The organism is Kribbella sp. NPDC051718 (assembly GCF_040681515.1).
Taxonomy (GTDB): domain Bacteria; phylum Actinomycetota; class Actinomycetes; order Propionibacteriales; family Kribbellaceae; genus Kribbella.
On the sequence record NZ_JBFAYZ010000006.1, the window covers coordinates 266214 to 292062 of the forward strand.

General features: G+C 67.9%; 22 protein-coding genes and 1 pseudogene. 6 read left to right on the plus strand and 17 right to left on the minus strand.

From position 1 onward, the window contains the following. Positions 1–92 precede the first annotated feature (92 nt). From serA to ilvD, 6 genes and pseudogenes are all read right to left on the minus strand, one after another. Positions 93–1691: a phosphoglycerate dehydrogenase gene (serA, locus tag AB0M15_RS23880; protein ID WP_363823045.1), complete on the minus strand. Its 1599-nt coding sequence runs from the start codon at positions 1689–1691 to the stop codon at positions 93–95. Between the two features lie 113 nt (positions 1692–1804). Beyond that, positions 1805–2998 carry a trypsin-like peptidase domain-containing protein gene (locus AB0M15_RS23885; protein WP_363823047.1) on the minus strand — a complete coding sequence of 398 codons (1194 nt, stop codon included), beginning with the start codon at positions 2996–2998 and terminating at the stop codon, positions 1805–1807. A 109-nt stretch (positions 2999–3107) separates the two neighbouring features. Next, positions 3108–4127, minus strand: a complete 1020-nt coding sequence (ilvC, locus tag AB0M15_RS23890) for a ketol-acid reductoisomerase (RefSeq protein WP_363823831.1) — start codon at positions 4125–4127, stop codon at positions 3108–3110. Between the two features lie 214 nt (positions 4128–4341). Beyond that, positions 4342–4845 (minus strand): annotated as a pseudogene (gene ilvN, locus AB0M15_RS23895) (acetolactate synthase small subunit); the annotation flags it as partial. After that, positions 4846–6594: an acetolactate synthase large subunit gene (locus AB0M15_RS23900; RefSeq protein ID WP_363823049.1), complete on the minus strand. Its 1749-nt coding sequence runs from the start codon at positions 6592–6594 to the stop codon at positions 4846–4848. It lies immediately after the preceding pseudogene. Between the two features lie 230 nt (positions 6595–6824). Then, positions 6825–8495, minus strand: a complete 1671-nt coding sequence (ilvD, locus tag AB0M15_RS23905; RefSeq protein WP_363823051.1) for a dihydroxy-acid dehydratase — start codon at positions 8493–8495, stop codon at positions 6825–6827. A gap of 106 nt (positions 8496–8601) precedes the next feature. On the opposite strand from ilvD, the gene AB0M15_RS23910 reads away from it, so the two are divergent. Then, on the plus strand, positions 8602–9153 hold the full coding sequence (locus AB0M15_RS23910; RefSeq protein ID WP_363823054.1) for a CHAP domain-containing protein: 552 nt from the start codon (positions 8602–8604) through the stop codon (positions 9151–9153). A 40-nt stretch (positions 9154–9193) separates the two neighbouring features. Here the strand turns inward: AB0M15_RS23910 and AB0M15_RS23915 are convergent, their stop codons facing one another. From AB0M15_RS23915 to AB0M15_RS23930, 4 genes are all read right to left on the minus strand, one after another. Continuing rightward, positions 9194–9655, minus strand: coding sequence for a cupin domain-containing protein (locus AB0M15_RS23915; RefSeq protein ID WP_363823056.1), 462 nt, complete (start codon positions 9653–9655; stop codon positions 9194–9196). 118 nt (positions 9656–9773) lie between these two features. Continuing rightward, positions 9774–10058 carry a ubiquitin-like small modifier protein 1 gene (locus tag AB0M15_RS23920; protein WP_363823059.1) on the minus strand — a complete coding sequence of 95 codons (285 nt, stop codon included), beginning with the start codon at positions 10056–10058 and terminating at the stop codon, positions 9774–9776. After that, positions 10058–11149, minus strand: a complete 1092-nt coding sequence (locus AB0M15_RS23925; protein WP_363823061.1) for an exo-alpha-sialidase — start codon at positions 11147–11149, stop codon at positions 10058–10060. Before AB0M15_RS23925 ends, AB0M15_RS23920 begins: the two co-directional genes overlap by 1 nt. A 45-nt stretch (positions 11150–11194) precedes the next feature. Then, positions 11195–12124 carry a 2-hydroxyacid dehydrogenase gene (locus tag AB0M15_RS23930; protein WP_363823064.1) on the minus strand — a complete coding sequence of 310 codons (930 nt, stop codon included), beginning with the start codon at positions 12122–12124 and terminating at the stop codon, positions 11195–11197. Between the two features lie 157 nt (positions 12125–12281). Between AB0M15_RS23930 and AB0M15_RS23935 the strand changes: the two genes are divergently transcribed. Both AB0M15_RS23935 and AB0M15_RS23940 read left to right on the plus strand, forming a co-directional pair. Beyond that, positions 12282–13661 carry an FAD-binding oxidoreductase gene (locus AB0M15_RS23935; protein ID WP_363823067.1) on the plus strand — a complete coding sequence of 460 codons (1380 nt, stop codon included), beginning with the start codon at positions 12282–12284 and terminating at the stop codon, positions 13659–13661. Then, positions 13658–14947, plus strand: coding sequence for a cyclopropane-fatty-acyl-phospholipid synthase family protein (locus AB0M15_RS23940; protein WP_363823070.1), 1290 nt, complete (start codon positions 13658–13660; stop codon positions 14945–14947). The genes AB0M15_RS23935 and AB0M15_RS23940 overlap by 4 nt, the downstream gene beginning before the upstream one ends. Positions 14948–14951: 4 nt before the next feature. Here AB0M15_RS23940 and AB0M15_RS23945 read toward each other — a convergent pair whose 3' ends face one another. Continuing rightward, positions 14952–15677, minus strand: coding sequence for a peptide deformylase (locus AB0M15_RS23945; protein ID WP_363823073.1), 726 nt, complete (start codon positions 15675–15677; stop codon positions 14952–14954). A gap of 163 nt (positions 15678–15840) precedes the next feature. On the opposite strand from AB0M15_RS23945, the gene AB0M15_RS23950 reads away from it, so the two are divergent. Next, on the plus strand, positions 15841–16950 hold the full coding sequence (locus AB0M15_RS23950) for a PQQ-dependent sugar dehydrogenase (RefSeq protein WP_363823076.1): 1110 nt from the start codon (positions 15841–15843) through the stop codon (positions 16948–16950). Positions 16951–17053: 103 nt separating this feature from the next. Beyond that, positions 17054–17497, plus strand: a complete 444-nt coding sequence (locus AB0M15_RS23955) for a general stress protein (RefSeq protein ID WP_363823079.1) — start codon at positions 17054–17056, stop codon at positions 17495–17497. Between the two features lie 49 nt (positions 17498–17546). On the opposite strand, the gene gatB is transcribed toward AB0M15_RS23955, so the two are convergent. The 3 genes from gatB to gatC are packed head-to-tail and all read right to left on the minus strand — an operon-like array spanning position 17547 to position 20852. Continuing rightward, positions 17547–19049: an Asp-tRNA(Asn)/Glu-tRNA(Gln) amidotransferase subunit GatB gene (gatB, locus tag AB0M15_RS23960; protein WP_363823082.1), complete on the minus strand. Its 1503-nt coding sequence runs from the start codon at positions 19047–19049 to the stop codon at positions 17547–17549. Next, complete coding sequence (gene gatA / locus AB0M15_RS23965) at positions 19046–20551, minus strand: Asp-tRNA(Asn)/Glu-tRNA(Gln) amidotransferase subunit GatA (protein WP_363823084.1); 1506 nt, start codon at positions 20549–20551, stop codon at positions 19046–19048. The genes gatB and gatA overlap by 4 nt, the downstream gene beginning before the upstream one ends. Before the next feature lies 1 nt (position 20552). After that, the gene (gene gatC / locus AB0M15_RS23970; protein ID WP_328326589.1) at positions 20553–20852 is read right to left on the minus strand and encodes an Asp-tRNA(Asn)/Glu-tRNA(Gln) amidotransferase subunit GatC; all 300 of its coding nucleotides are present in this window, start codon (positions 20850–20852) and stop codon (positions 20553–20555) included. Positions 20853–21077: 225 nt separating this feature from the next. Between gatC and AB0M15_RS23975 the strand changes: the two genes are divergently transcribed. Beyond that, a complete protein-coding gene (locus AB0M15_RS23975; RefSeq protein WP_343963711.1) occupies positions 21078–21722 on the plus strand; it encodes an amino acid-binding protein in 645 nt (214 codons plus the stop codon). A 67-nt stretch (positions 21723–21789) separates the two neighbouring features. Here AB0M15_RS23975 and AB0M15_RS23980 read toward each other — a convergent pair whose 3' ends face one another. From AB0M15_RS23980 to ligA, 3 genes are all read right to left on the minus strand, one after another. Continuing rightward, positions 21790–22014 (minus strand): hypothetical protein, encoded by a 225-nt coding sequence (locus AB0M15_RS23980; RefSeq protein WP_363823096.1) that lies wholly within the window; start codon positions 22012–22014, stop codon positions 21790–21792. Positions 22015–22020: 6 nt separating this feature from the next. Next, positions 22021–23469, minus strand: a complete 1449-nt coding sequence (locus AB0M15_RS23985; RefSeq protein WP_363823098.1) for a hypothetical protein — start codon at positions 23467–23469, stop codon at positions 22021–22023. A gap of 245 nt (positions 23470–23714) precedes the next feature. Continuing rightward, positions 23715–25844: an NAD-dependent DNA ligase LigA gene (gene ligA, locus AB0M15_RS23990; protein WP_363823100.1), complete on the minus strand. Its 2130-nt coding sequence runs from the start codon at positions 25842–25844 to the stop codon at positions 23715–23717. Positions 25845–25849 lie beyond the last annotated feature (5 nt).

Consider the following 25849-nt stretch of genomic DNA (forward strand, 5'->3'; position numbering starts at 1 on the left):
CCGCCATGCGCCTGCGGGCGGCAGGCCGGACCTGTTTGAACAGTTTGCGCTACCCCTGGGGGCGCGAGCGACCCCAGGGGTGTTTTAACTTGTCAGACCTCGAGGTCGACCGTGCGAGCGGTGTCGGCCTGTACTGCGGTGGCGATGTCGTCCAGGACCGCCGTCGGGATGCTGGAGTCGACGCTCAGCGCGACCAGCGCCTTGCCGCCCTTGCGGTCGCGGCTGACCTGCATGCCGGCGATGTTGATCTCGGACTTGCCGAGGATGCCGCCGACCTGGCCGACGATGCCGGGACGGTCCTCGTAGCTCAGGAACGCGAGGTGCGCCGCCAGCTCGACCTCGAGGTCGAAGCCGTCGATCTCGACCAGCCGCTCGGACTGCTTGACGCCGACCAGCGTGCCGGACACGGACACCTGGCCACCGTCGGCCAGCGTGCCGCGCAGGGTGATCAGGTTGCGGTGCTCCGGGCTGTCGTGGTCGGTGACGAGCCGCACCTCGAGCCCACGCTCGGCCGCGAGCAGCGGGGCGTTCACGTACGACACGTTGTCCTCGACGACATCGGCGAACACGCCCTTCAGCGCCGCCAGCTCGAGCACCTTGACGTCGTACTGCGTAATCTCACCGCGCACCTCGACGTCCAACTGCTGTGCGACGCCGCCGGCGAGAGCGGTGAAGATCCGCCCCAGCTTCTCGGTCAGCGCGATCCCCGGCCGGACGTCCTCGGCGATGACCCCGCCCTGGACGTTGACCGCGTCCGGCACGAGCTCACCCGACAGCGCCAGCCGCACGGACTTGGCGACGGCGATACCGGCCTTCTCCTGCGCTTCCTCGGTGGAGGCGCCCAGGTGCGGGGTGGCGACGACGTTCTCGAACTCGAACAGCGGCGAGTCGGTGCACGGCTCCTTCGCGAAGACGTCCAGCCCGGCCGCCGCGACCCGGCCTTCCTTCAAAGCGCTGTAGAGAGCAGCCTCGTCGACGATGCCACCGCGGGCGGCGTTGACGATGATGACCTCGGGCTTGACCTTGTGCAGCTGCTCGTCACCGATCAGCCCGATCGTCTCGGGCGTCTTCGGCAGGTGCACGGAGATGAAGTCGGACGCGGCCAGCAGCTCGTCCAGCGACGCGAGCCGGACGCCCATCTGGGCGGCGCGACCGGCCTGCACGTACGGGTCGTACGCGATCACGTTCATGCCGAAGGCGGCCAGCCGCTGGGCGACCAGGACGCCGATCTTGCCCAGGCCGACGATGCCGACGGTCTTCTCGAACAGCTCGACGCCGGAGAACTTCGACCGCTTCCACTCGCCGTTCTTCAGCGAGAGGTCGGCGGCCGGCACCCGGCGGGCCGCGGCGAGCAGCAGCGCGACGGCCAGCTCGGCGGCGCTGACGATGTTGGAGGTCGGCGCGTTGACGACCATCACGCCGGCCTGGGTGGCGGCCTTCACGTCGACGTTGTCGAGGCCGACGCCGGCGCGGGCGACCACCTTGAGCTTCTTGGCGGCGGCGAGCGCCTCGGCGTCCACCTTGGTGGCGGACCGGATCAAGATGGCGTCGACGTCGGCGATGGCCGGGATCAGCTCGGCGCGGTCGGCGCCGTTCGCGTGCCGGATCTCGAAGTCGGGGCCGAGTGCCTCGACGGTGGCCGGGGACAGTTCTTCGGCGATCAGGACGACGGGCCGTTGAGCGTCAGTCATGAGAGATGTCTCCTGCAGAAGCGGTTGGGGGCTCGAAGAGTCAGAGCACCGCGCTGTGCCCGCTGAACACGATGCTACCTGGTCGCCGATCCGGCCGCCCGCAGGGTCTCATCTCAGTCGCAGGGCTGCGGATCCCGTACTGCGACCGCCCGGTCGACCAGCAGCCGGCCCTTCTCCCGGACCAGCTGGTACCGGTTGTCGAGCCGGTTACAGCTCTGGCCGAGCGCGCCGACGCTGTTCGGCGAGAACAGCACGCTGTAGTTCACCCGGGCGTTCACCGTCTCCCCCACCTGGGTCACCTCGATGATCCGGGGACCGAACAGGAACGACGTCTGGTGGTGCTCGCGGTCCTCATCCTCGGTGAGGCTCTTGGCGAGCCGCGCGGAGTAGAGCGCCCGCAAACCGACGAAATCGTGCCGGTTCGTGGTGGTCATGTACTTGCCGATCAGGGTCTGGACCTCACCCGCGAGCGGCGTGTTGGCCACGGTCAGCTCGGGCACGATCGCGGCCTGCGGTCCACGCGAGCGCACGCAGGTCCCACCGGGTTCGGGGGTGATGCCGGGCTGCCCTGTACCGACGTACTGGCGCAGTTTCGCGACCGGGACGATCGTGGCCTTGGGCACCGTGTCGCCGGTGATCAGGCCGACCACCCGGCCGGACCGGTCCAGGGCGGGCGCGCCGAGTTTGGTCGAGTTGAGCACCGAGGTCAGCGGCCTGGGGTTCTTCGCCGGACCGAGCGGCAGGACGGACAGCAGCCCGTTGGCGATGTACGCGACCACGGCCCGGTCAGCACCTCGCGGCGGCTCCTTGGACGCCAGCTGAGCCGTCGGGTTGGGGAGCTGGCCGATCATTCGCAGTACGGCGACGCCGTCGGTGCTGCTGCCGAGCACGTTGGCCCGGCGTACGTCACCGGTGGACGTCACCAGCGCGACGGACATCGGCTGCTTGATCGACGAGGACGCGGTCAGCACCAGCCCGTCGTCGAGCAGGACGCCACTGGCGATGCCGGTGCCCTCGCAGGTGGTGGCGAGGATCTTGACGACACTCGGACCGGACTTCCGGAGCACCTCGGCCGTGTCCAGGGTGAGGCTGTCCTCGCGGATCAGCCAGCCGGCGCCGGCGCCGAGGACTAGTACGAAGACGATCAGCGGGACCACGAATCGCGGCCGGAACTTCGGCGGCAACGGCGGCTGGGTGGTCACGTCCGGGCGGCGCGGCGGCGACGACTCGATCGACGTCAGCGGAGTCAGCACTCCGGCGGGGACGCGCCGGGGTGGCTTCGGCAGCTCTCGCCTGCCGCTGTCCATCGGCTACCCCCTGATCACCCGCTCCGGCCCGTTGCGTCACTGATTGTGCCAAACAAACAGGCAACGCCCGGCCACCCAGGAACGGTGGCCGGGCGTAAGAGCCAAAGGGTCAGCGGGCCGCGCTGCCCTCGACGTAGTCGTCGTCGTGCGACTTGACCCACGCCATCAGACCGCGGAGCTCCTTGCCGACAGCCTCGATCGGGTGCTCCTGGCTCTTCTTGCGGAACTCGGCGAACTCCGGCGCGCCGGCGTCCTGGTCGGCGATGAAGCGGGCCGCGAAGGTGCCGTCGGTGATGTCGCCGAGCACCTCGACCATCCGCTGCTTGACCGACGCGTCGATGATCCGCGGGCCGGAGACGTAGTCGCCGTACTCGGCGGTGTCGGAGACCGACCAGCGCTGCTTGGCGATGCCACCTTCGTAGATCAGGTCGACGATCAGCTTGAGCTCGTGCAGGCACTCGAAGTACGCGACCTCGGGCTGGTAGCCGGCCTCGGTCAGCACCTCGAAGCCGGACTGGATCAGCTGCGAGACGCCACCGCAGAGGACGGCCTGCTCACCGAACAGGTCGGTCTCGGTCTCCTCGGTGAAGGTGGTCTTGATACCGCCGGCGCGGAGGCCGCCGATGCCCTTCGCGTAGGACAGCGCGAGGTCCCAGGCCTTGCCGGACGCGTCCTGCTCGACGGCGACCAGCACCGGTACGCCGCGACCCTCGGAGAACTCACGACGGACCAGGTGGCCGGGGCCCTTCGGCGCGACCATGAAGACGTCGACGCCGGCCGGGGGCTTGATGTAGCCGAACCGGATGTTGAAGCCGTGCCCGAAGACGAGCGCGTCGCCGTCGACCAGGTTCGGCTCGATGGCCTCCTTGTACAGCGACCGCTGGGCCGGGTCCGGCGCGAGCACGACGATCACGTCGGCCTCTTCGCATGCCTCGAACGGGGTGAGCACCCGCAGGCCCTGGGCCTCGGCCTTGGCGCGGCTCTTCGAGCCCTCCGGCAGGCCGACCCGGACGTCGACGCCGGAGTCGCGCAGGGACAGCGCGTGGGCGTGGCCCTGGCTGCCGAAGCCGAGCACGGCCACGTTGCGGCCCTGGATCACCGACAGGTCGGCGTTGTCGTCATAGAACATTTCTGCTGCCACTTGGAGCTCGTCTCCTTGATTTCTTGTATTGAGGGATTACAGCTCAGGCCTGTCGGGCGGGAGCGGGACGGTGACCGGGCGGCGGGTGCGGCACCGGGTGGGTCGGGTTGGCCGAGGCCGGCGTGCTGTTCGCAGTACCGGCCGGGCGGGCCTGCAGCGTCGGGGATCCGGTCGCCACGTGTGGTGGCGGGACCGGGACCGGGCGCAGGGTGCGGTCGGAGATGGAGCGGCTGCCCCGGCCGATCGCGACCATGCCGGACTGGACCAGCTCGCGGACGCCGAAGGGTTCCAGCACCCGGAGCATGGCTTCGAGCTTCTCGGGGTTACCGGTGGCCTCGATGGTGATCGCGTCCGGAGCGACGTCCACCACTTTCGCACGGAACAGCTGGACGGTCTCCAGCACCTGCCCGCGGCTCAGGGTGTCCGCCTTGACCTTCACCAGCAGCAGTTCACGCTGCACGGTGGCGGTCGGCTCGAGTTCGACGATCTTGATCACGTTGATCAGCTTGTTCAGCTGCTTGGTGATCTGCTCCAAAGGCTGCTCGTCCACGCTGACCGCGATGGTCATCCGGGAAACCTCAGGGTGCTCGGTCGGGCCGACGGCCAGTGAGTCGATGTTGAATCCGCGCCGGGAGATGAGTGCCGCCACCCGGGCGAGCACACCGTGCTTGTTCTCCACCAGGATCGAAAGTGTGTGCTTGGACATTTACAGCTCCTCCCCATCCCACTGCGGGGCCATGTCGCGTGCGAACTGGATGTCGTCGTTGCTGCTGCCGGCGGCCACCATCGGCCAGACCATCGCGTCGCGGTGCACGACGAAGTCGACGACGACCGGCTGGTCGGTGACCGACATCGCCTTGTCGATGGTGGCGTCGACCGACTCCTTGTCGGAGCAGCGCAGCCCGACGCCGCCCATCGCTTCGGCCAGCTTGGCGAAGTCCGGGATCCGGGCCGAGTGCAGGTCGGTGTTGGAGTACCGCTTGTCGTAGAACAGCGTCTGCCACTGCCGGACCATGCCCAGCGACTGGTTGTTGATCACCGCGACCTTGATCGGGATGCCCTCCAGCGCGCAGGTGACGAGCTCCTGGTTGGTCATCTGGAAGCAGCCGTCGCCGTCGATCGCCCAGACGGTCTTGTCCGGCCGGGCGACCTTCGCGCCCATCGCCGCCGGCACGGAGTACCCCATGGTGCCGAGGCCGCCGGAATTCAGCCAGTGCATCGGCTTCTCGAACGGCAGGTAGTGCGCGGCCCACATCTGGTGCTGGCCGACGCCGCTGGTGTAGATCGCGTCCGGTCCGGCGATCTGGCCGATCCGCTGGATCACGTACTGCGGGGACAGGCTGCCGTCCTCCGGCTCGTCGAAACCGACCGGGTACTTCGCCCGGACCGCCTCGAGCTGGGCACGCCACGCGGAGTAGTCCGGGCTCTTGCCGTTGCTCGCGATCTCGCTGTTCAGCGCCGCGATCAGATCGACGATGACCTCCTTGCAGTCACCCACGATCGGTACGTCGGCATGGCGGTTCTTGCCGATCTCGGCCGGGTCGATGTCCGCGTGGATCACCTTGGCCTCGGGCGCGAACGAGCTGAGCTTGCCGGTCACCCGGTCGTCGAACCGGGCACCGAGACAAATCAGCAGATCAGACCTCTGCAGCGCGCCGACGGCCGAGACCGAGCCGTGCATGCCCGGCATGCCGAAGTGCAGCTCGTGCGTGTCGGGCAGCGCTCCCCGGGCCATCAGCGTGGTGACGACGGGGATGCCGTGCTGCTCGGCCAGTTCCTTCAGCTCGGCGTGCGCCTTGGCACGGATCACGCCTCCGCCGACGTACAGGACCGGCTTCTCCGCGGCGGCGATCAGGCGGGCCGCCTCACGCACCTGCTTGGGGTGCGGGCGGGTCACCGGGCGGTACCCGGGCAAGGAGAGCTCGGTCGGCCAGCGGAAGTCGACCATCGCCTGCATGGCGTCCTTGGTCACGTCGACCAGGACCGGGCCGGGGCGGCCGGTGCTCGCGATGTGGAAGGCCTCGGCGATCGTACTGGCGATCTCGTTCGGATCGTTGACCAGGAAGTTGTGCTTGGTGATCGGCATCGTGATGCCGCGGATGTCCGCCTCCTGGAAGGCGTCCGTGCCGATCGCGGCGCTGGCCACCTGGCCGGTGATCGCGACCATCGGCACCGAGTCCATGTAGGCGTCGGCGATCGGCGTCACCAGGTTGGTCGCGCCCGGGCCGGACGTCGCCATGCAGACGCCGGTCTTGCCGGTCGCCGAGGCGTAGCCCTGGGCCGCGTGGCCGGCGCCCTGCTCGTGACGTACCAGGATGTGGCGGATCTGGGTCGAGTCGAGCATCGGGTCGTACGCCGGGAGGATCGCGCCACCCGGGATGCCGAAGACGGTGTCCACACCGGCATGTTCCAGTGCGCGGATCAGAGCCTGTGCTCCGGTCAGCTGCTCACTCATGGTGCCTTCCCTTGGTCGTCACTGCTGCTGCTACACAAAAGAAAGCGCCCCCTCCGCCGGGTGGGCTGAGGGGGCGCGCTCGACTCGAAGGTCGCGTCAGTCGGCGCGCCGCACAAGTACGAGAAGAATCGATCGCATGCAGTCACCTTCGCCGACTCCTCTCGATCCGGTCAAGCCTGGCACGAGTCCATCTCATGGATTGAGATGGCTGTCTTACGTTTAGCCTCAGTTTAGGAGATGCAGACAGCGCCCTGAGAGGCGGAGGTCACCAGCCGCCGGTACTTGCCCAGCACTCCCCTGGTGATCGCGGGCTCTTTCGGGGTCCAGCCAACGCTTCGCCGTTGCAGTTCGTCGGCGTCGACGTGCAGGTCGAGGGTGCGGTTCTTGACGTCGAGAGTGATCCGGTCGCCGTCGCGGACGAACGCGATCGGGCCGCCGTCGACCGCCTCGGGCGCGACGTGGCCGACGCAGAGTCCCGTCGTACCGCCGGAGAACCGTCCGTCGGTCAGCAGCAGCACGTCCTTGCCGAGGCCGGCGCCCTTGATCGCGCCGGTGACGGCGAGCATCTCGCGCATGCCCGGGCCGCCCTTCGGGCCCTCGTAGCGGATCACCACGACGTCGCCCGGCTTCAACTCGCCGACCGCGTCCATCGCGCCGCGCTCGCCGTCGAAGACGCGCGCAGTCCCTTCGAAGACGTCCTCGTCGAAGCCGGCGCTCTTCACCACCGCGCCGTCCGGGGCGAGGCTGCCCTTGAGGATGGTGATGCCGCCGGTGCCGTGGATCGGCTTGTCCAGCGCGCGGATGATCGTGCCGTCGACGTCCGGCGGAGCGATGTCGGCCAGGTTCTCGGCCATCGTCTTGCCGGTCACGGTCAGGCAGTCGCCGTGCAGCAGACCGGCGTCGAGCAGCGCGCGCATGACGACCGGGATGCCGCCGACGCGGTCGACATCCGTCATCACGTAGCGGCCGAACGGCTTCAGGTCACCCAGGTGCGGGACCTTGTCGCCGACCCGGTTGAAGTCGTCCAGGGTGAGATCGACCTCGGCCTCGCGGGCGATCGCGAGCAGGTGAAGTACGGCGTTGGTCGAGCCGCCGAGCGCCATCACGACGGCGATGGCGTTCTCGAACGCCTCCTTGGTGAGGATCTGCCGTGCCGTGATCCCTTGCTGCAGCAGGTTGACGACCGCCTCGCCGGACTTGCGGGCGAAGCCATCTCTTCTTCTGTCCACCGCGGGCGGTGCGGCCGAACCGGGAAGCGACATCCCGAGCGCCTCGGCTGCGGACGCCATCGTGTTCGCGGTGTACATGCCACCGCAGGCGCCCTCGCCCGGGCAGATCGCACGCTCGACGGCGTCGACCTCCTCACGGCTGATCAGCCCACGCACACACGCGCCGACAGCCTCGAAGGCGTCGATGATCGTGACGTCCTTGTCCCCGAGCTTGCCGGGCATGATCGATCCGGCGTACAGGAAAACCGATGCCAGGTCGAGCCTGGCGGCGGCCATCAGCATGCCCGGCAGCGACTTGTCACAGCCCGCCAGCAGTACCGATCCGTCGAGCCGCTCGGCCTCCATCACGGTCTCGACCGAGTCGGCGATGATCTCGCGGCTGACCAGCGAATAGTGCATGCCGACGTGGCCCATCGAGATCCCGTCGGACACGCTGATCGTCCCGAACTCGAGCGGGTACCCCTTGGCCGCGTGCACCCCGTCCTTGACCGCCTTCGCGAGCCGGTCGAGCGACAGATTGCACGGCGTGATCTCGTTCCAGCTGGACGCGACCCCGATCTGAGGCTTGACCCAGTCGTCATCCCCCATCCCGACGGCCCGCAACATCCCCCGCGAGGCCGTCGCCTCCAGCCCGTCAGTGACAGTCCGGCTTCTCGGCTTGATATCGACCATGGGATCACTCTATTCCGTAGTCAAATAATTACTATGGGTTGCCAAACTTGGTAGGTATGTAACAAGGTGGCTGGTGTTCCCACCACCTACCGAAGGAGTTCCTACGATGCGCCCTCCCTGGAAGAAGCTCGCACCCGCCCTGTTGCTCGGCGGCGCGCTGCTCTCGGCAAGCTCGATCACGGCGGCCGCCGTACCGGTCACCGCACCTGTTGTCGCTGACGTTCGTACTGCGATCGTCGACGCCGCCAACGGTGAGGTCGGGCAGGGCGAGACGCCGCCTGGCAGCAACTGCAACCCGTACGGGCCGTGTGAGGCCTGGTGCGCGCATTTCGCCACCTGGACCTGGCGGCAGGGCGGGATCAACATCCCCAACTACGGCTTCACCGGTGACATCTACACCTGGGGCCAGGGCAGGGGCCGGGCCCACTCGACCAACACCGGCATGCAACCGGGTGACATCGTGCTCTACGGGACCGGGCCGCAGAACACCAACACCAGCGTGCATACCGGCGTAGTAGTTGCTGTCGGCAACGGCAAGATCACCACGGTCGAGGGCAACGCGAGCAACGCAGTACGGAAGTTCGGCCCCTTCGACCCCACCCACGCCAAGGCCGCCGGGCGCCCCGGCAACATCTACGGCTGGGTAGCCGCGCAGTAGTTCATCCTGGTCGCCATCCAACGTGCCTGGATGGCTCCCATCAGTCCAGAACGATCACCAACGCCTCGAAGCCGGTCGCAGACCTGCTGGAGTGGCCACTCCCCGTCGTGTCCTCCACCAGCAACACGTCTCCCGGCCGACCGACCACCGTCTCGCCGGACACGGTCACCTCACACTCCCCAGCCAGTACTACGACCAGCCGCCGCCCCGCCTCCGGCTGCTCCGGATGGCCCCCACCCGCCGGCCCCCGCACCACCATCGCCGCCAACGCCTCGAGCGGCGCCGAAGCACTCAACTCCCCAGCCCCCGGCACCTCAGGCACCAACTCCGGCCCCCACACCTCGAACCGCGCCTTGCCACCCTCATCCGCAAACAACCGCCACATCGTCATGCAACCCAGTACGCACCAACGCCCGCCCTGGATCAGCGTCGCCGCGCGAGCACCGCTGCCCAGTCGCGGCGCGGGCGGCCAGCCTTCACCGACCACCCGCCCTGGGATCACCCGCCCCGCCTGCCCGCCCGCGCTGGCCGTGTACCAGCCGCCCCCGCCGGCCCTGGACCAACCGCGCCAGCGGGCCCGGAGCGGGGTCGCCGGACCAGCCGTGCCCGGCAGCGGCGGGTCAGCCGCCTGCGACGCTTGGGAGGATTAGTAGTTCGTCGCCGTCGGAGAGGGTGGTGTCTAAGGCGTTTAGGTCTCGGATGTTGTCGTTGCCGAGGAAGACGTTGACGTGGCGGCGTAAGGCGCCCTGGTCGTCGGTCAGGCGGCGGCGTAGAGCCGGGTGCTCCGTCTCCAACGCGGCGAAGACCGAGGCGACGGTCGCTTCACCGGAGACATCCACCTCCACCTGCTCGACTCCCCCGGCGAACGGTCTCAGCACCGTCGGGAGTTTGACCGCCACGGACATCAGCCGACCACCGCCGCGCGCACAGTCAGTACGTCGGGGAGATGCCGCGCCACCTCGACCCACGAGTCGCCCGCATCGGCGCTCGCATACACGCAACCGTCGCGCGTGCCGACGTACACGCCAGCAGGGTCCGCCTGGTCGACGCACAGCGCGTCTCGTAGTACCGGCGCGTAGGAAGGAACGTCAGGCAGGCCATTCGTGAGCGCCTCCCACGTCGCCCCGGCATCGCGCGACCGATAGACCCGGCACTTCGCGTCCGTCGGGATCCGGTTGCCATCAGCAATCAACGGGAAGACGTAGACGGTCGCCGGCTCCTGCGGATGCACCACGATCGGGAACCCGAAGTCCGACGGCAGCCCGTCCGCGATCGACTTCCAGATCGCGCCACCGTCGTCCGACCGATAGACCCCATGATGGTTCTGTGCGAACAACCGCTCCGGTACGTCGGGATGCCCGGCAAGCTTGTGCACGCATTGACCGAACTCCGGATCCGGGTCAGGCATGAAATACGCCTTGATCCCATGATTCGCCGGCTCCCACGACTCCCCGCCATCCGCGGTCTGGTAGACCCCACCGGTCGACATCGCGACGCTCATCCGTTGCGGATCAGTCGGATGCGGCAGCACGGTATGGATCGCCTGACCCCCGAACCCAGCACCCCAGTCCTTGCGATGTGGGTGATCCCAAAGCCCGCGCACCAACTCGAACCGGACACCCCCGTCGGTCGACCGCCAGAGCGAGGACGGTTGCGCACCGGCGTACACGACTCCCAGCTGATCCTCCGGCGCCGGCTGAATCTGCCAGACGCGCTCCAGCGATGCGTCGTCACCGGCCTTGAAGCCGATCGAACCCTCCGGCGGCTCGTCCCAGGTCTGGCCGAGGTCATCGGAGTGGAAGACCGCCGGCCCCCAGTGCTCGCTGGTGCCACCCGCGAACAGCCGCGGCCGCTCGCCGCGGGTATCGATCCCGACCGAGTAGATCCCCTGCATCTCGAACATCGGCCCGTCGAGCGTCCACTCGCGGCGCTCGGTGTCGCTCCGGCCGATCCAGAGCCCCTTCTTGGTACCGATCAGCAATACGGTCTCGGACATCCTCGTCCATCTCCATCGGTCTGCGCGGTTGCGCAACGGTTCAGGTCAGCGCGGCGGCCCCGCGACGACGTTGATCAGCGGTACGCCGGTGACGTACCGCTCGAGTTGGGCCCGCACCAGCCGGGCGACGCGTGGCGCGAAGGCCGTCGAAGCGCCCCCGCGATGAGGGTTGATCAGAATGTTCGGCGCCGACCAGAGCGGGTGTCCGGCGGGCAGCGGCTCGGGGTCGGTCACGTCGACGGCGGCGCTGATCCGCTCGGTGGTCAGCTCGGCGAGCAACGCGTCCGTGTCGACCACCACGCCGCGCGCGACGTTGACCAGCAGAGCGCCGTCCTTGAGCTGCGCGAGGAACTTGGCATCGACCATCCCGCGCGTCTCGGCCGTCGCAGGCGTCAGCAGCACGACGACGTCCGCGCGCGGCAGCAGATCGGGCAGGTCCGTGATCGGGTGAACACCCTCACGTGCCCGCCGCGCGACCCGGATGATGTCGCACTCGAACCCGTCCAGCCGGCGCTCCAACGCCTCCCCGATCGAGCCGTACCCGAGGATCAGTACCGTCCGGTCAGCGAGCGAGTCGTCCAGCTCCTGGTACGACGACGGCCACTCGCCGTGCTCCTGGTTCCGCACGGCCCGCGCCAGCCGCCGGTACGACGCCAGAATCAGCCCGACCGCCAGCTCAGCCGTCGACGCGTCGTGCACACCCCGCGCGTTGCACAGGGTGACGCCCTCCCGCAGCAGCGGCAGCAAGTTCTCGAACCCCGCCGTCTGGGTCTGGATGACCTTCAATGCGGGCATCTCCGCGACGACCTCGACCACCTCGGACGCGCCCATATAGCTCGGCACGTAGAACTCGACAGCATCCAGCGCCGGTCGCTCGCCACCGGCGTAGTACTGCGTGTCGACGCCCGCAGGCAAGCCTCCGAGGAACCCGTCCGGGTCCTCCCACGGCAGCAACGCCTTCACTGATTCACCCATGCCCCGCAACCTACTCGCCCCCTCGGACAAGATGAAGCGAGCACACTCTCAGCCCACAGGACCACTGGACCGAGTGGTCCTAAAGTGCACTCCAGGTGTCATACGAGTGCACGGAGAATTCCGTGCCGAGGGCGAGTTGGCGTCGTACTCTGAACAGGTGCCTACGACATCGGATCTGGCCTCGACTCTCGATCACGATCAGGCCGTAGGGCGGCTGCGGTCGTCCTACCAGCGCATCCCGGCGGGAGCCCCGGTCCGCCTCGCGAAGCGCAGCTCCAACCTGTTCCGGCCAAGAACGACGCTGGAGAGCCCAGGCCTCGACGTCTCCGGTCTCACCGGCGTGATCTCGGTCGATCCGGTCGGCCGCACCGCCGACGTCCAGGGCATGTGTACATACGAGGACCTCGTCGCCGCGACCCTGCCGCACGGCCTGGTGCCGATGGTCGTCCCCCAGTTGCGCACGATCACGCTCGGCGGCGCCGTGACCGGCCTCGGCATCGAGTCCTCGTCGTACCGGGCCGGTCTCCCGCACGAATCGGTGCTCGAGATGGACATCCTCACCGGCGCCGGTGAGATCGTCACCGCGCGGCCCGACGGCGAGCACGCCGACCTGTTCCGCACCTTCCCCAACTCGTACGGCTCCCTCGGGTACGCGACGCGCCTGCGGATCGAGCTCGACCGCATCTCCCCGTACGTCGCCCTCCGCCACGTCCGGCTCGGCCTCGACGAGCTCGGCCCGGCCATCGAGTCGATCGTTGCCGACGGCACGTATGCCGGTCAGCCGGTGGACTTCGTCGACGGCGTCGCGTTCAGCCCCGACGAGGCGTACCTGACGCTGGGGCGGAACAGCGATACCGCAGTACAGGTCAGTGACTACACCGGCCAGCAGATCTTCTACCGGTCGATCCAGCAACGGTCGACCGATGCGCTGACCGCTCATGACTATCTGTGGCGCTGGGACACCGACTGGTTCTGGTGCTCCGCGGCGTTCGGTGCGCAGAACCCTTATCTCCGGCGGGTCTGGCCGCGCCGGCTGCGGCGCAGCGACGTCTACCACAAGATCATCGGCCTGGAGAACCGTCATCAAGTTGCCGCCCGCATCAATCGCCGGCGCGGCAACCCGGACCGCGAGCGGGTCGTTCAGGACGTCGAGATCCCGGCGTCGCGGCTGGCCGGCTTCCTGCGCTGGTTCGACGCCGAGGTCGGGATGCGGCCTGTTTGGCTCTGCCCGCTGCGCCTGCGCGGGTCTTCGGCGTGGCCTCTTTACCCACTCGAGCCCGGCGAGACCTATGTGAACGTGGGCTTCTGGGGCACGGTCGCGATCGCCCCGGGCGCCGCCGACGGCGACATGAACCGCCGGATCGAGGCGGCCGTCGCCGACTTCGACGGGCACAAGTCCTTGTACTCCGACGCGTACTACGACCGGGAGACCTTCGACCGGCTCTACAACGTACCGGCCCTCACGCTGATGAAAGAACGCTACGACCCCGACGCCCGGCTCACCGGGCTCTACGAGAAGGCGGTGACGCGCCGATGACGGCAACGATCCCGACGCAGATTTCGATCGCAGCAGCGCTCACCGCGGTGGCGCCCGAAGGACTTCCCTTCCGCTTCACCGCGTACGACGGCAGCGCGACCGGACCCGAGGACTCCCCGATCCACATGCACCTGGCCACCGAGCGCGGCCTGTCGTACATCCTCACTGCCCCCGGCGACCTGGGCATGGTGCGCGCGTACGTACAAGGCGATCTGGAGATCGAGGGCAGCCATCCCGGCAACCCGTACGGCCTGATGAAGATGATGCTCAACCAGGTCCACTTCCAGCGCCCGACCCCGTCGGAGGCGTTGCGCATCGTCCGCGGCCTCGGCTGGAGCCACCTCAAGCCGCCGCCCCCGCCGCCGCAGGAGCACCTGCCCAAGTGGCGTCGTACCTTCGAAGGACTCCGCCACTCGAAGAGCCGCGACAAGGCCGCGATCCACCACCACTACGACGTCTCGAACACCTTCTACGAGTACATCCTCGGCCCGTCGATGACGTACACCTGCGCCGTCTACCCGTCTTTGGATGCAACCCTGGAGGAGGCGCAGCACGAGAAGTACGACCTCGTAGCTCGCAAGCTGGACCTCAAGCCCGGCCAACGCCTCCTGGACGTAGGTTGCGGCTGGGGCGGCATGGTCCGCCACGCAGCCCGCGAGTACGGCGTGAAAACCCTAGGCGTAACCCTCTCGGCCGCCCAAGCCGAGTGGGCCCAGGCAGCCATCAAACGAGAAGGCCTGGAAGACCTGGCCGAAGTCCGCTTCTCCGACTACCGAGACGTCACCGAAACCAACTTCGACGCCATCTCCTCGATCGGCCTCACCGAACACATCGGCGTCCGCAACTACCCGTCCTACTTCGGCTTCCTCCTGGACCACCTGAAGCCCGGCGGCCGCCTCCTGAACCACTCCATCACCCGCCCGGACAACCGCTTCCGCCCCACCGGCGCCTTCATCGACCGCTACATCTTCCCCGACGGCGAACTGATCGGCTCCGGCCGCATCATCGCCGACGCCCAAGACGCCGGCTTCGAAGTCCGCCACGAAGAAAACCTCCGCGAGCACTACGCCCTGACCCTCAACGCCTGGTCCAACAACCTGGTAGCCCACTGGGACGAAGCGGTCGCCGAAGTCGGCTACCCCACAGCCAAGGTCTGGGGCTTGTACCTGGCAGCCTGCCAAGTCGGCTTCGAACGCAACAACACCCAACTCCACCAGGTCCTGGCCGTAAAGCTCGACGACCAGGCCAACGCCCACTTCCCGCTCCGCCCCACCTGGGGCAGCTGAACAGCTAGTCGAGGCGGAAGCGCAAGGTTGCGGCTGCCCTTGTGGGGACGGGGTCGTTCCAGTGTTCCAAGTAGTTCTCAGTGGTGGAGACGGAGCGGGTTTCCAGTTTGTCGATGTAGACGGTGCCGTGGAGGTGGTCGGTTTCGTGTTGGACGATGCGTGCCTGCCAGCCTTCGAAGAGTTTGTGGTGCGTGGTGCCGGCGGGGTCCGTGTAGGTGGCGTTGACGGCGTAGGGGCGATTCACTACGCCGGTGTAGCCGGGCATGCTGAGGCAGCCTTCGTAGAAGCCTCGGCGTTTGTGGCCGTGGGCAAGGTATGAGGGGTTGATGGCGGCGAAGAACTCCAAGGGGTAGCGGTGGCGGGCCTCGGCTACCTCGTCGGAGACCGTGGCGGGGTCTTCCAGTACTGCGATGCGCACCGATACGCCGATCTGCGGGGCGGCCAGGCCTACGCCGGGCGCCGCCAGCATGGTGCGACGCATCAGGGCGATGAAGTCGGTCAGTACCTTGTCGTCGACCTGGCCGTCGAAGGGCTCGGCGACCTGGCGTAGTACGGGATCCCCCAGAGACACGATCGGGGCGACACCGTCACGGTGCTCCTCCACCAGCTTCGTGATCTGATCCTTGATGTCGTTCATAGGCGGGCGGCCAACTCCTGAGGCTGTCTGGGTAGCTGCGGCCAGCGGCAGGGCCGCAGTACCGGCGAGCAACGCACGCCTGGTGATACTCACATGACCCTCCGCTGTCGGTCTGCTCGGACGTCTATTGGATCAGATCCCCGACCGGCGGTGTATCTCAGTCCAGGACGCGGTGTGCATAACGTCCGGGGGTTTGTCGCGTTGGAGTGGTCGATACCTTGGGAGCCTGGGGATGGGTTAGGGATGGATGGTGCTCATGGGTAAGGGTCGCTGGGGTGTGGTGGCGGTGTTGGTGGCTGGGGTGGTTGCTGGGTGCGGGGATGGTGGTGGGGATGCGCAGCCGTCGCTGTCGACCTCTTCGCCCAATGAGCCGAGCGGGACGGCGACTGGTGCGGCGGTGAAGTTGGCGGTGGTGGGGGTGGTGGCTACTGGGGTGGAGGTGCCTTGGGGGCTGGCGTTCCTGCCGGATAGCAGTGCGTTGGTGACTGAGCGGGATTCCGGGCGGATCAAGCGGGTGACGGGGTCGGGGCAGGTCAGTGAGGTGGGGACGGTCGAGGGGGTCGATGCGTCGTCGGAGGGTGGGTTGCTGGGGATCGCGGTGGATCCGGGGTATCCGAAGCGGCCCTACATCTACGTGTACTACTCCAGTGGGGACGACAACCGGATCGCCCGGCTCACGTACAGCAACGGCGGGATCAGTGAGCCGACGGTGATTCTGGAGGGGATTCCGCAGGCTGCGATTCACAACGGCGGGCGGTTGCGGTTCGGGCCGGACGGGTTCCTGTACGCCGGTACGGGCGACGGTGCGGATCGCCCGAACTCGCAGAGCGACGACTCCCTCGGCGGCAAGATCCTCCGAATCACCACCGACGGCAAACCCGCGCCGGGCAACCCGGACGGCAGGTTGTGGATCTCCAAGGGGCACCGCAATGTGCAAGGACTCGCGTTCGGCGGATCGCAGTTGTACGCCGCCGAGTTCGGCCAGGACACCTGGGATGAACTGAACGAGATCACACCCGGCGCGAACTACGGCTGGCCGGCCGCCGAAGGTGTCAGCAACCTGGACGGCATGGTCGATCCGATCGCCCAGTGGCCGACGAAGGACGCCTCCCCCAGCGGGATCGCCTTCGCCCAGGGCCACATCTTCATGGCGAGCCTCCGGGGTGAACGCCTGTGGGCGATCCCCGTTGCCGACGGCAAGCGCACGGGCGAGCCGGTCGCGTACTTCACCGGCAAGTACGGCCGCCTCCGCACCGTCGAAGCCGCCCGCGACGGCTCCTTGTGGCTCACCACCTCCAACACCGATGGCCGCGGGGATCCCAGGCCGGGTGACGATCGCATCCTGCGGGTGACGATCACCCGTTGAACAGAAGACGTTTCCGGTTGGCCGGACCTGGTACTAGTGGAGTGTCCGGCTAGGGAAGGGAACGGGTTTGCGGTCTGGTGCGCGGGTTCTGGTTCACGACACGGTGATCGTCTCGACGGCGACGTACGCGGAGGCACAGGAGACTGTGCGGACTTTGCGAGCCTCGGGATTGGAACGGGACAGTCTGGCCGTCGTGGGAGCGGGGCTGGTACTGGCCGAGAGACCTGCCGGGCCGTCGACTCCAGCGCTGACCGCGCGGAGTGCCGCGACCGGGCTCGGGATCGGGTTGCTGGCCGCGGTGTTCGTGACGCTGGTGGCGGACACGAGCCTGACCGGACTCGTCGTGATCCTGTGGGGTGCCGTGTACGGCGTGATCGTGGGCGCGCTGGCCGGCTTGTTCCGCGGTCTGTTCAAGAACCGGCCGGACGCCGAGGCGACCGAGCTCGTGCCGATGTGCTACGAGGTGCGCTGCGCGGCGGCGGATGCTTCGGTGGCCAGGACGTTGATCGGCCTCGGCCCGGCGACGCCCACCCGCAAGGCGGCATAAGGCCAGAGCTGAGGTCCGGTACGAGTTACCGGACCTCAGCGCAAGTACTTCAGATGCCGAGCGTTGCGTTCAGGAGCTCGCGGACCTTGGCTGCGTCGGCCTGGCCGCGCATGTCCTTCATGACGGCGCCGATCAGGGCACCGGCGGCGGCAGGCTTGCCGGAGTTGACCTTCTCCACGACGTCGGGGTTGGCCGCGATGGCCCGGTCGATGGCTTCCTGCAGGGCGGAGTCGTCGGAGACCAGCGCAAGACCGCGCGCGGAGATGATCTCGGTGACGGTGCCTTCGGACTTGACCAGGCCGTCGAAGACCTCGCGGGCCAGCTTGTCGTTCAGAGCGCCGGCCTCGACCAGCTTCTGTACTTTGGCAATCTCTGCCGGCCCGACCCCGAGCGCATCCACGTCCTTGCCGGCCTCGTTGGCCGCCCGAGCCAACTCACCCAGCCACCACTTCTTCGCGGCAGCAGGAGCGACACCCAGCGCGACGGTCTGCTCGATCAGCGTCTGCACGCCGCCGTTGACGACGTCCCGCATCTCCAGATCCGTGAAGCCCCACTCGGTCTGCAACCGCAGCCGCTTGACCGGAGGCGCCTCGGGTAGCGTCGCCCGAATCTCCTCGACCCAGTCCCGCGCCGGAGCAACCGGCACCAGGTCGGGCTCAGGGAAGTACCGGTAGTCGTCGGCATCCGACTTCTCCCGGCCCGAGGTGGTGACCCCGGTGTCCTCGTGCCAGTGCCGGGTCTCCTGGAGAATCTTGCCCCCGGCAACCAGTACGGCGGCCTGCCGGGTGATCTCGTAGGTGATCGCGCGCTCGACCGAGCGGAACGAGTTCACGTTCTTGGTCTCGGTCCGGGTGCCCAGCTCCGACGACCCCGACGGCTTGAGCGACACGTTGGCGTCGCACCGCAGCGACCCCTGGTCCATCCGGACGTCGGAAACGTCCAGCGCCAGCAGCAGATCGCGCAGCATGCTCACGTACGCCCGAGCGACGGCAGCAGCCTTGGCCGGCGGCACCTCGATCGTCTTGGTGACGATCTCGATCAGCGGGATGCCGGCCCGGTTGTAGTCGACCAGCGAGTGCGACGCACCGTGGATGCGACCGGTCGCGCCACCCACGTGGGTGGACTTGCCGGTGTCCTCCTCCATGTGCGCGCGCTCGATCTCGATCCGGTAGGTCTCCCCGTCGACGACGACCTCGGTCCACCCGTTGAAGGCGATCGGCTCGTCGTACTGCGAGGTCTGGAAGTTCTTCGGCATGTCCGGGTAGAAGTAGTTCTTTCGGGCGAACCGGCACCACTCGGCGATCTCGCAGTTCAGCGCGAGGCCGATCTTGATCGCGGACTCGACCGCCCGAGCGTTCACCACCGGCAGCGCGCCCGGCAGGCCGAGGCAGACCGGGCAGGTCTGCGTGTTCGGCGGGGCGCCGAACTCGGTCGGGCAACCACAGAACATCTTCGACCTGGTGTTCAGCTCGACGTGGACCTCGAGGCCCATCACCGGGTCGAACTGCGCCAAAGCGTCATCGATGGACAGCACATCAGCAACCACAGTCATCGGGTGACCTCCAGCTCCGGAGCCTTCGACATCAGCACGCCACCCCACTGATCGGCGTACGCCGACTCGAGCGCCGCACCGACCAGGTAACACAGGTCGTCGCGCATCACCGGCGCCATCACGTGGAAGCCGACCGGCAGGCCGTCCTCGTCCGCAAGGCCGACCGGGAACGACGCGGCCGCGTTGCCGGCCAGGTTCGACGGGATCGTGCAGAGGTCGTTCTTGTACATGGCGATCGGGTCGTTCACCCGGTCGCCGATCGCGAACGCGGTGGTCGGCGTCGAGGGCGACACCAGCACGTCGACGTGTTCGTAGGCCGCCGTGAAGTCGCGGGCGATCAGCGTCCGCACCTTCTGCGCCTGGCCGTAGTACGCGTCGTAGTAGCCGCTGGACAGCGCGTGCGTGCCGAGCATGATCCGGCGCTTGACCTCGGGACCGAAACCGGCCTCGCGGGTCAGGCTCATCACCTTCTCGGCGTCGTTCTCGCCGTCGTCGCCGACCCGCAGGCCGAACCGCATCGCGTCGAACTTGGCCAGGTTGGACGAGGCCTCGCTCGGCAGGATCAGGTAGTACGCCGGCAGCGCGTACTGGAAGTGCGGGCAGGACACCTCGACCACCTCGGCGCCGAGCTTGGTGAGTAGCTCGACCGCCTCGTGGAAGCGCGCCTCGACCCCCGGCTGGTACCCCTCGCCGCCGAGCTCCTTGACCACACCGATCCGCAGGCCGGTCACGTCACCGCGACGAGCCGCGTCGACCACGGCCGGCACCGGCTGGTTGATCGAGGTGGAGTCCATCGGGTCGTACCCGGCGATCACCTCGTGCAGCAGCGCCGCGTCGAGCGTCGTCCGCGCACACGGACCAGGCGTGTCCAGGCTGGAGGCCAGCGCGATCAGCCCGTACCGCGAGGTCCCGCCGTACGTCGGCTTCACGCCGACCGTGCCCGTGAAGGCAGCGGGCTGACGGATCGAGCCACCGGTGTCGGTGCCGATCGCCAGCGGCGCCTGGTACGCCGAGATCGCGGCCGACGAGCCACCACCCGAACCACCCGGGATCCGGTTGAGGTCCCACGGGTTGTGGGTCGTCCCGTAGGCCGAGTTTTCGGTGGACGACCCCATCGCGAACTCGTCCATGTTGGTCTTGCCGAGGATGACGATGCCGGCCGCCTTGAGCCGCTTCACGACCGTCGAGTCGTACGGCGGCTTCCAGCCCTCGAGGATCTTCGAGCCCGCCGTCGTCGGGATGCCGTCCTGGGTCAGCACGTCCTTCAACGCCAGCGGTACTCCGGCGAGCGGACCGAGCTCGTCCCCCGCGGCCCGGCGAGCGTCGACAGCGGCCGCCTGGGCGAGCGCGCCCTCGGTGTCCACGTGCAGGAACGCGTGCACGGCGGCATCGGTCGCGCCGATCCGGTCCAGATGCGCCTGGGTGATCTCCACCGACGACGCCTGGCCCGAGCTCATCAGCTCGGAGAGTTCGACCGCGGTCTTCCGCGTCAGGTCACTCATCTCATGCCTCCTCGGTCAGGATCCGCGGTACCCGGAAACGCTGCTCCTCGGCCGCCGGGGCGCCGGACAGCGCCTGCTCCGGCGTGAGGCACGGGACGTTCACGTCGGGCCGCATCACGTTCGTGAGCGGCAGGGCGTGCGACGTCGGCGGGATGTCCTCGGCAGCCACTTCACTGACCTGGGCGACCAGGCCGATGATCTGCTCGAGCTGCGGAGCGAGGTGGTCGAGCTCGTCTTCGGTGAGCTCGATCCGCGCCAGCCGCGCCAGATGCGCGACCTCTTCGCGGGTAATCGATGGCATGAAGGATTCCAATGGTCTACAACGAGTTGCCGGCAGCGTGCGGCTCGCACCTACCTCTACGGACGCGCTCATCCTAGTGGGCCGGTATGACATGTGTATTTCCGGTTTCCACAGGCCCTCTGTTCAATAGATGAGAGGGCCCGGCGTGTCACTTTGTTCCGCTCTGTAACATTGGCCGCGACAGGGCGTAACTTGCGTGGTATTCGGCTGGGAGATGATCGTTCGGTGTTCCTGCTGCGATTGATCATCCCGGACCGGCCCGGTTCGTTGGGCACCGTGGCAACGGCACTCGGCGAGGTGTCCGCCGACATCCACGCGATCGAGATCGTGGAGCACCGGCGCGAGAACGGCACCGCCGTCGACGACATCGTGGTCGACCTTCCGCCGGGCGTGCTGCCCGACCGGCTGGTCTCCGCCTGCAACGGCGTCCCCGACGTCGAGGTGATCTGGTTCTCCCGGTACGGCGCGGGCGGCGGCCTGCACATGGACCTCGAAGCCGTCGAGCAGATGACGTCTGCTCCGGCCGAAGCGGTCGACATCCTGGTCGAGCAGGCACCCGCGGTGCTGCACGCCGACTGGGCCGCCTTGCTGGACGGTACCGGCAGTGAGATCAAGGTCGCGCTGGAGACGAGCGCGACTCCTGAGTTCGGCGACCTGGGTGACCAGTGGCTGCCGCTGGAGAAGGCGACGACGCTGACCGCGCCGGACCACAAGGGCCTGGCCGAGTCGGTACTGGTGGCCGCGCCACTGGAGTCCAACCGCCGGGTGCTGGTGATCGGGCGCCGTGGCGGGCCCGAGTTCCTCGGCTCCGAGGTGGCCCGGCTGAGCTACCTGGCCAACCTCGCCGTCACCATCCGCGCCACCGCATAGACCGAAGCAGCAACGAAGAAGGGCCTCCCGATCGATCGGGAGGCCCATCTTCGTTGGTTCGGATCAATCAGTTGAACTTGAAGTACCAGAGGGTCCAGGCGCCGGCCAGCAACAGCAGCAGGATCACGCCGATCGCGGCGACGATCACCACCGTCTGGGTGTTGTCGCCGTTACGCTCCGGCAGGTCGAACTGCGTCGGCCCCCACGGACCGCCGCCGTCCACCCGGTACACCGACTCCGGCGGCGGCTTCGCCACCTGGGTCTCCGGCCGCTTCTCCGGGTTGGACTTCATCACACCTCACACGTAGTACGACTCGTACTTGATCCTGATCGTCTGCGACGAGTAGTCGTCGTTGCCCGTGCCGGTCTGCTCGATCCGCCAACCGGCCACATAAGCAGCGTACGGCTTCCCGTCGGTGTGTGCCGCGAGGAAGGTCTTGATCGCGTCCACGTCCGGACCCTTGAGCACACTCATCGCATCGGTAACGGCGACCGGCAGAGCCGCCTTGACCTCGGCGGGGTCGCCGGAGGCCTCGATGTCGAGTGAGCGGATCGCCTTGCTGCTGCCGCCGAGCGGGAAGATCCGCTGCGAACCGGACCGCCCGAGATCCTTGCGGCAGGCCAGCGTGCAGGCGTACTGCTTCGCCTTCAGCGCCGTGGTCATCTGCTCCACTGTGGTCTGGAATTCCTTGGTGGGCAGGTCGAACGACTCCATGCCGGACTTGCTGCCGGAGACCTGGACCGAGTCGCCGTTGTTGAACAGGTTGAAGTCACCCCAGGTGCTGTTGACCTTGGCGTCCTTCTGACCGGTCTTGACCGCCGCCTGGATCTTCGCCACGTCACTGCCGCCGAAGGTGTCGTTGCCGATCGCCTGCAGCGCTGCGTCGAAGGCGACCGCGGCGTTGTTGACGTTCTCCCGGTTCATCGAGCGGATCAGCGTGCTGATGATCGTGCCGTCGGACTGGAACTGGAAGATCACCTCGGCCTGGCTGACCTCGTCGAACTTGAAGCAGCCGCGGTGCGCACCCTGCGCGCCGTTGAACAGGTCGCTGCACTGGAACCCGGCGTTCTGCAACCTGTCGGTCGCACCCTGCGCCTGCCCGCCCGCCACCGACTGGGTCGGCTGCGTAGTCGGCGGGTTGGTCGTCGTCTTGTCGTCACCGCCGAGAAAGTGGATACCGAGGAACACGACCAGAGCGATCACCACCAGACCGATCAAGCCACCGCCGACCACCATCGGCAACTTGTCCTTGGAGATACCGCCCCGCTTGCGGCCGGAACCACCAGGCCCACCCTGCCAAGGCTGCTGCCCCTGCTGCCATCCACCCTGCGGCTGCTGCTGCCCCCACGGCTGCTGATACCCACCGGCTTGCTGCCCGTACGGCGGCTGCTGCCCATACCCGGGAGGCGGCCCCTGCGGAGGCTGCCCCTGCTGAGGAGGCTGCTGCCCGTACTGCGGCGGCTGACCCTGCTGCGGCGGCTGCTGCCCCCAGCCACCCGGCTGCCCACCCTGCTGAGGCTGACCTTGAGGCTGCTGACCCCATCCGCCACCCTGCTGCGGAGGCTGGGTCGGTGGGTACTGCTGCGCCGGCGGCTGTCCGCCCTGCGGAGGTTGGCCCGGCTGCTGCCCCCATCCGCCACCACGCTGCGGCGGCTGCCCCTGCCCGGGACGACCATCTTGCGGTCGTCCTCCTTGTTGTCCGCCCGGCTGCCCAGGACCCCACGGTCCCTGTGGCGGCGTCGTCATATCTGCTCCTTAGAAAACCACGTCTAGTGTCCCGTAAGCGATGCGGCTTGAACGATAGCGGTGTCCAGGTGCGTGCATCGTGGTGCTTGAGCAGTGCCCTCGATGCGGAGCATCGTGGGCGCTGGGCAAGTGCCGCGAGGTGCGTGCCTGGGCGCCGATAGCGTCAAGCCGCATCGCTTACGGGACACTCAAGGTGAAAACTAACAGTCGGACGGATCAGCGGAGCACCTGGATCCGTCCGGTTCTCAGCCCTCTTCCGGCTCGCGATTCGTCGCCACCGCCGCGGCCGCCTCCGGCCCGTCGGTGAGCAGGACGACAAAGCCCGCAGCATCCAGAATCGGCACCCCGAGTTGCACGGCTTTGTCGTACTTCGACCCCGGCGCATCCCCCACCACCACGAACGAAGTCTTCTTCGACACCGACCCGGCAACCTTCCCGCCCCGCGACACGATCGCCTCAGTCGCCTCGTCGCGGCTGTACCCCTCAACAGTGCCCGTCACCACGACGGACTGCCCAGTCAGCGTCTGCTCCACGGTCGGCCCGGTGCGCACCTGCCGCAGCTCGACGCCGGCTTCCTTCCACTTCCGGACGATCTCCTGATGCCAGTCGATCTCGAACCACTCGATCACCGCATGCGCGATCGTCGGCCCGACCCCCTCGATCTGCGACAGCTCCTCCTCCGAAGCCGCCTCGATCGCATCGATGTCGTCGTACGCCGCCGCCAACGCTGCAGCCGCGGTCGGCCCAACGTGCCGGATCGACAACGCGACCAGCCCGCGCGACAACTGCTGAGTCCTGGCCTGCTCCAGATTGGCCAGCAACTTCACGGCGTTGGCCGACAGCGCCCCCGCCTTGGTGGTGAAGAACGAACTGCTCGCCAGATCCTCCTCGGTCAGCGAGAACAGATCCCCTTCGTCCGCGATCAACTCGCTGCTGATCAACGCATCCGCAGCCTTGAAGCCGAGCACCTCGATGTCGAAGGCGGACCGGCCGGCCAGATGGAACAGCCGTTCCCGCAACTGCGCCGGACACGATTGGGCGTTGGGGCACCGAATGTCGATGTCCCCTTCCTTCATCGGCCGCAGCGTCGTCCCGCAGGACGGGCACTCGGTCGGCATCCGGAACGGGTACGCATCCTTGGGCCGCAGCTCCATCACCGGCCCGAGGATCTCCGGGATCACGTCGCCGGCCTTGCGCAGTACGACGGTGTCGCCGATCCAGACGCCCTTGCGCTCGACCTCCTGGCCGTTGTGCAGAGTCGCGAACTCGACCGTCGACCCCGCCACCCGGACCGGCTCCATCACACCGAACGGAGTGACCCGGCCGGTGCGCCCGACGTTGACCTGGATGTCGAGCAGCTTGGTGGTGACCTCCTCGGGCGGGTACTTGTACGCGATCGCCCAGCGCGGAGCACTCGAGGTCGAGCCGAGCGCGCGTTGCAGATCGATCTCGTCGATCTTGACCACGACCCCGTCGATCTCGTGGTCGACGGAGTGCCGGTTCTCCCCGTAGTACGCGATGAACTCGTTGACCTCGTCCAGCGTGGTGACCCGGCGGGCACGGTCGCTGACCGGCAGCCCCCAGGCCTTGAGCTGCTCGTACGCCTCGGACAGCCGGGTCACGTGGTAGCCCTCGACCTTGCCGAGGCCGTGGACCACGAAGCGCAGCGGGCGACTCGCGGAGACGCGTGGGTCCTTCTGGCGCAGCGATCCGGCCGCACTGTTGCGCGGGTTTGAGAACGGGTCCTTGCCCGCCTCAACGAGTTGCGCGTTCAGCTCGGTGAAGTCCTCGACCCGGAAATAGACCTCGCCCCGTACTTCCAGGAACGTCGGCGGGTTGTCGGTGAGAAGCTCGTTCGGGATCGAGTCGATGGTTCGCGCGTTCAGCGTGATGTCCTCGCCGGTCCGCCCGTCGCCGCGGGTGGCGCCGCTGACCAGCCGGCCGTTCTCGTAGACCAGGTCGAGCGCCAGGCCGTCCACCTTGAGCTCGCAGAGAAACCCGCTCTCGTGGATCTGCGCGACGGTGACCTCACGCTCCAGCCGCTTGGCCCAGGCCTCCATCTGCTCGGCGGAGAAGGCGTTGCCCAGGCTCTCCATCCGTTGCGGGTGCTCGACCGCGGTGAACAGCGTCGAGATCGGCACGCCGACCTTCTGCGTCGGCGAGTCCGGCGTCTGCAGCTCGGAGTACTCCGCCTCGATCCCCTGCAGCTCGTGCATCAGGGCGTCGAAGTCTTCGTCGGAGATCGTCGAGGTCGCCATGTAGTAGCGGAACCGGTGCTCCTCGATCTCCCGGCTCAGCTCGGCATGCCGCTCCCGCACCTCCGGCGGCGCGGCAGGCTGGTCGGCGGCACTGGTCTCGGGGATCTCCGTACTCATAGACC

Bases quoted from the DNA above. Each gene is read 5' to 3' on its own strand.
- AB0M15_RS23930 (WP_363823064.1), bottom strand. From the start codon at position 12,124: ATGGGTGAATCAGTGAAGGCGTTGCTGCCGTGGGAGGACCCGGACGGG.
- AB0M15_RS23885 (WP_363823047.1), bottom strand. From the start codon at position 2,998: ATGGACAGCGGCAGGCGAGAGCTGCCGAAGCCACCCCGGCGCGTCCCC.
- ligA (WP_363823100.1), bottom strand. From the start codon at position 25,844: ATGAGTACGGAGATCCCCGAGACCAGTGCCGCCGACCAGCCTGCCGCG.
- ilvC (WP_363823831.1), bottom strand. From the start codon at position 4,127: ATGTTCTATGACGACAACGCCGACCTGTCGGTGATCCAGGGCCGCAAC.
- AB0M15_RS23985 (WP_363823098.1), bottom strand. From the start codon at position 23,469: ATGACGACGCCGCCACAGGGACCGTGGGGTCCTGGGCAGCCGGGCGGA.
- gatC (WP_328326589.1), bottom strand. From the start codon at position 20,852: ATGCCATCGATTACCCGCGAAGAGGTCGCGCATCTGGCGCGGCTGGCG.
- ilvD (WP_363823051.1), bottom strand. From the start codon at position 8,495: ATGGTCGATATCAAGCCGAGAAGCCGGACTGTCACTGACGGGCTGGAG.
- AB0M15_RS23980 (WP_363823096.1), bottom strand. From the start codon at position 22,014: ATGAAGTCCAACCCGGAGAAGCGGCCGGAGACCCAGGTGGCGAAGCCG.
- AB0M15_RS23950 (WP_363823076.1), top strand. From the start codon at position 15,841: ATGGGTAAGGGTCGCTGGGGTGTGGTGGCGGTGTTGGTGGCTGGGGTG.
- AB0M15_RS23940 (WP_363823070.1), top strand. From the start codon at position 13,658: ATGACGGCAACGATCCCGACGCAGATTTCGATCGCAGCAGCGCTCACC.
- gatB (WP_363823082.1), bottom strand. From the start codon at position 19,049: ATGACTGTGGTTGCTGATGTGCTGTCCATCGATGACGCTTTGGCGCAG.
- AB0M15_RS23900 (WP_363823049.1), bottom strand. From the start codon at position 6,594: ATGAGTGAGCAGCTGACCGGAGCACAGGCTCTGATCCGCGCACTGGAA.
- serA (WP_363823045.1), bottom strand. From the start codon at position 1,691: ATGACTGACGCTCAACGGCCCGTCGTCCTGATCGCCGAAGAACTGTCC.
- AB0M15_RS23910 (WP_363823054.1), top strand. From the start codon at position 8,602: ATGCGCCCTCCCTGGAAGAAGCTCGCACCCGCCCTGTTGCTCGGCGGC.
- AB0M15_RS23920 (WP_363823059.1), bottom strand. From the start codon at position 10,058: ATGTCCGTGGCGGTCAAACTCCCGACGGTGCTGAGACCGTTCGCCGGG.
- AB0M15_RS23925 (WP_363823061.1), bottom strand. From the start codon at position 11,149: ATGTCCGAGACCGTATTGCTGATCGGTACCAAGAAGGGGCTCTGGATC.
- gatA (WP_363823084.1), bottom strand. From the start codon at position 20,551: ATGAGTGACCTGACGCGGAAGACCGCGGTCGAACTCTCCGAGCTGATG.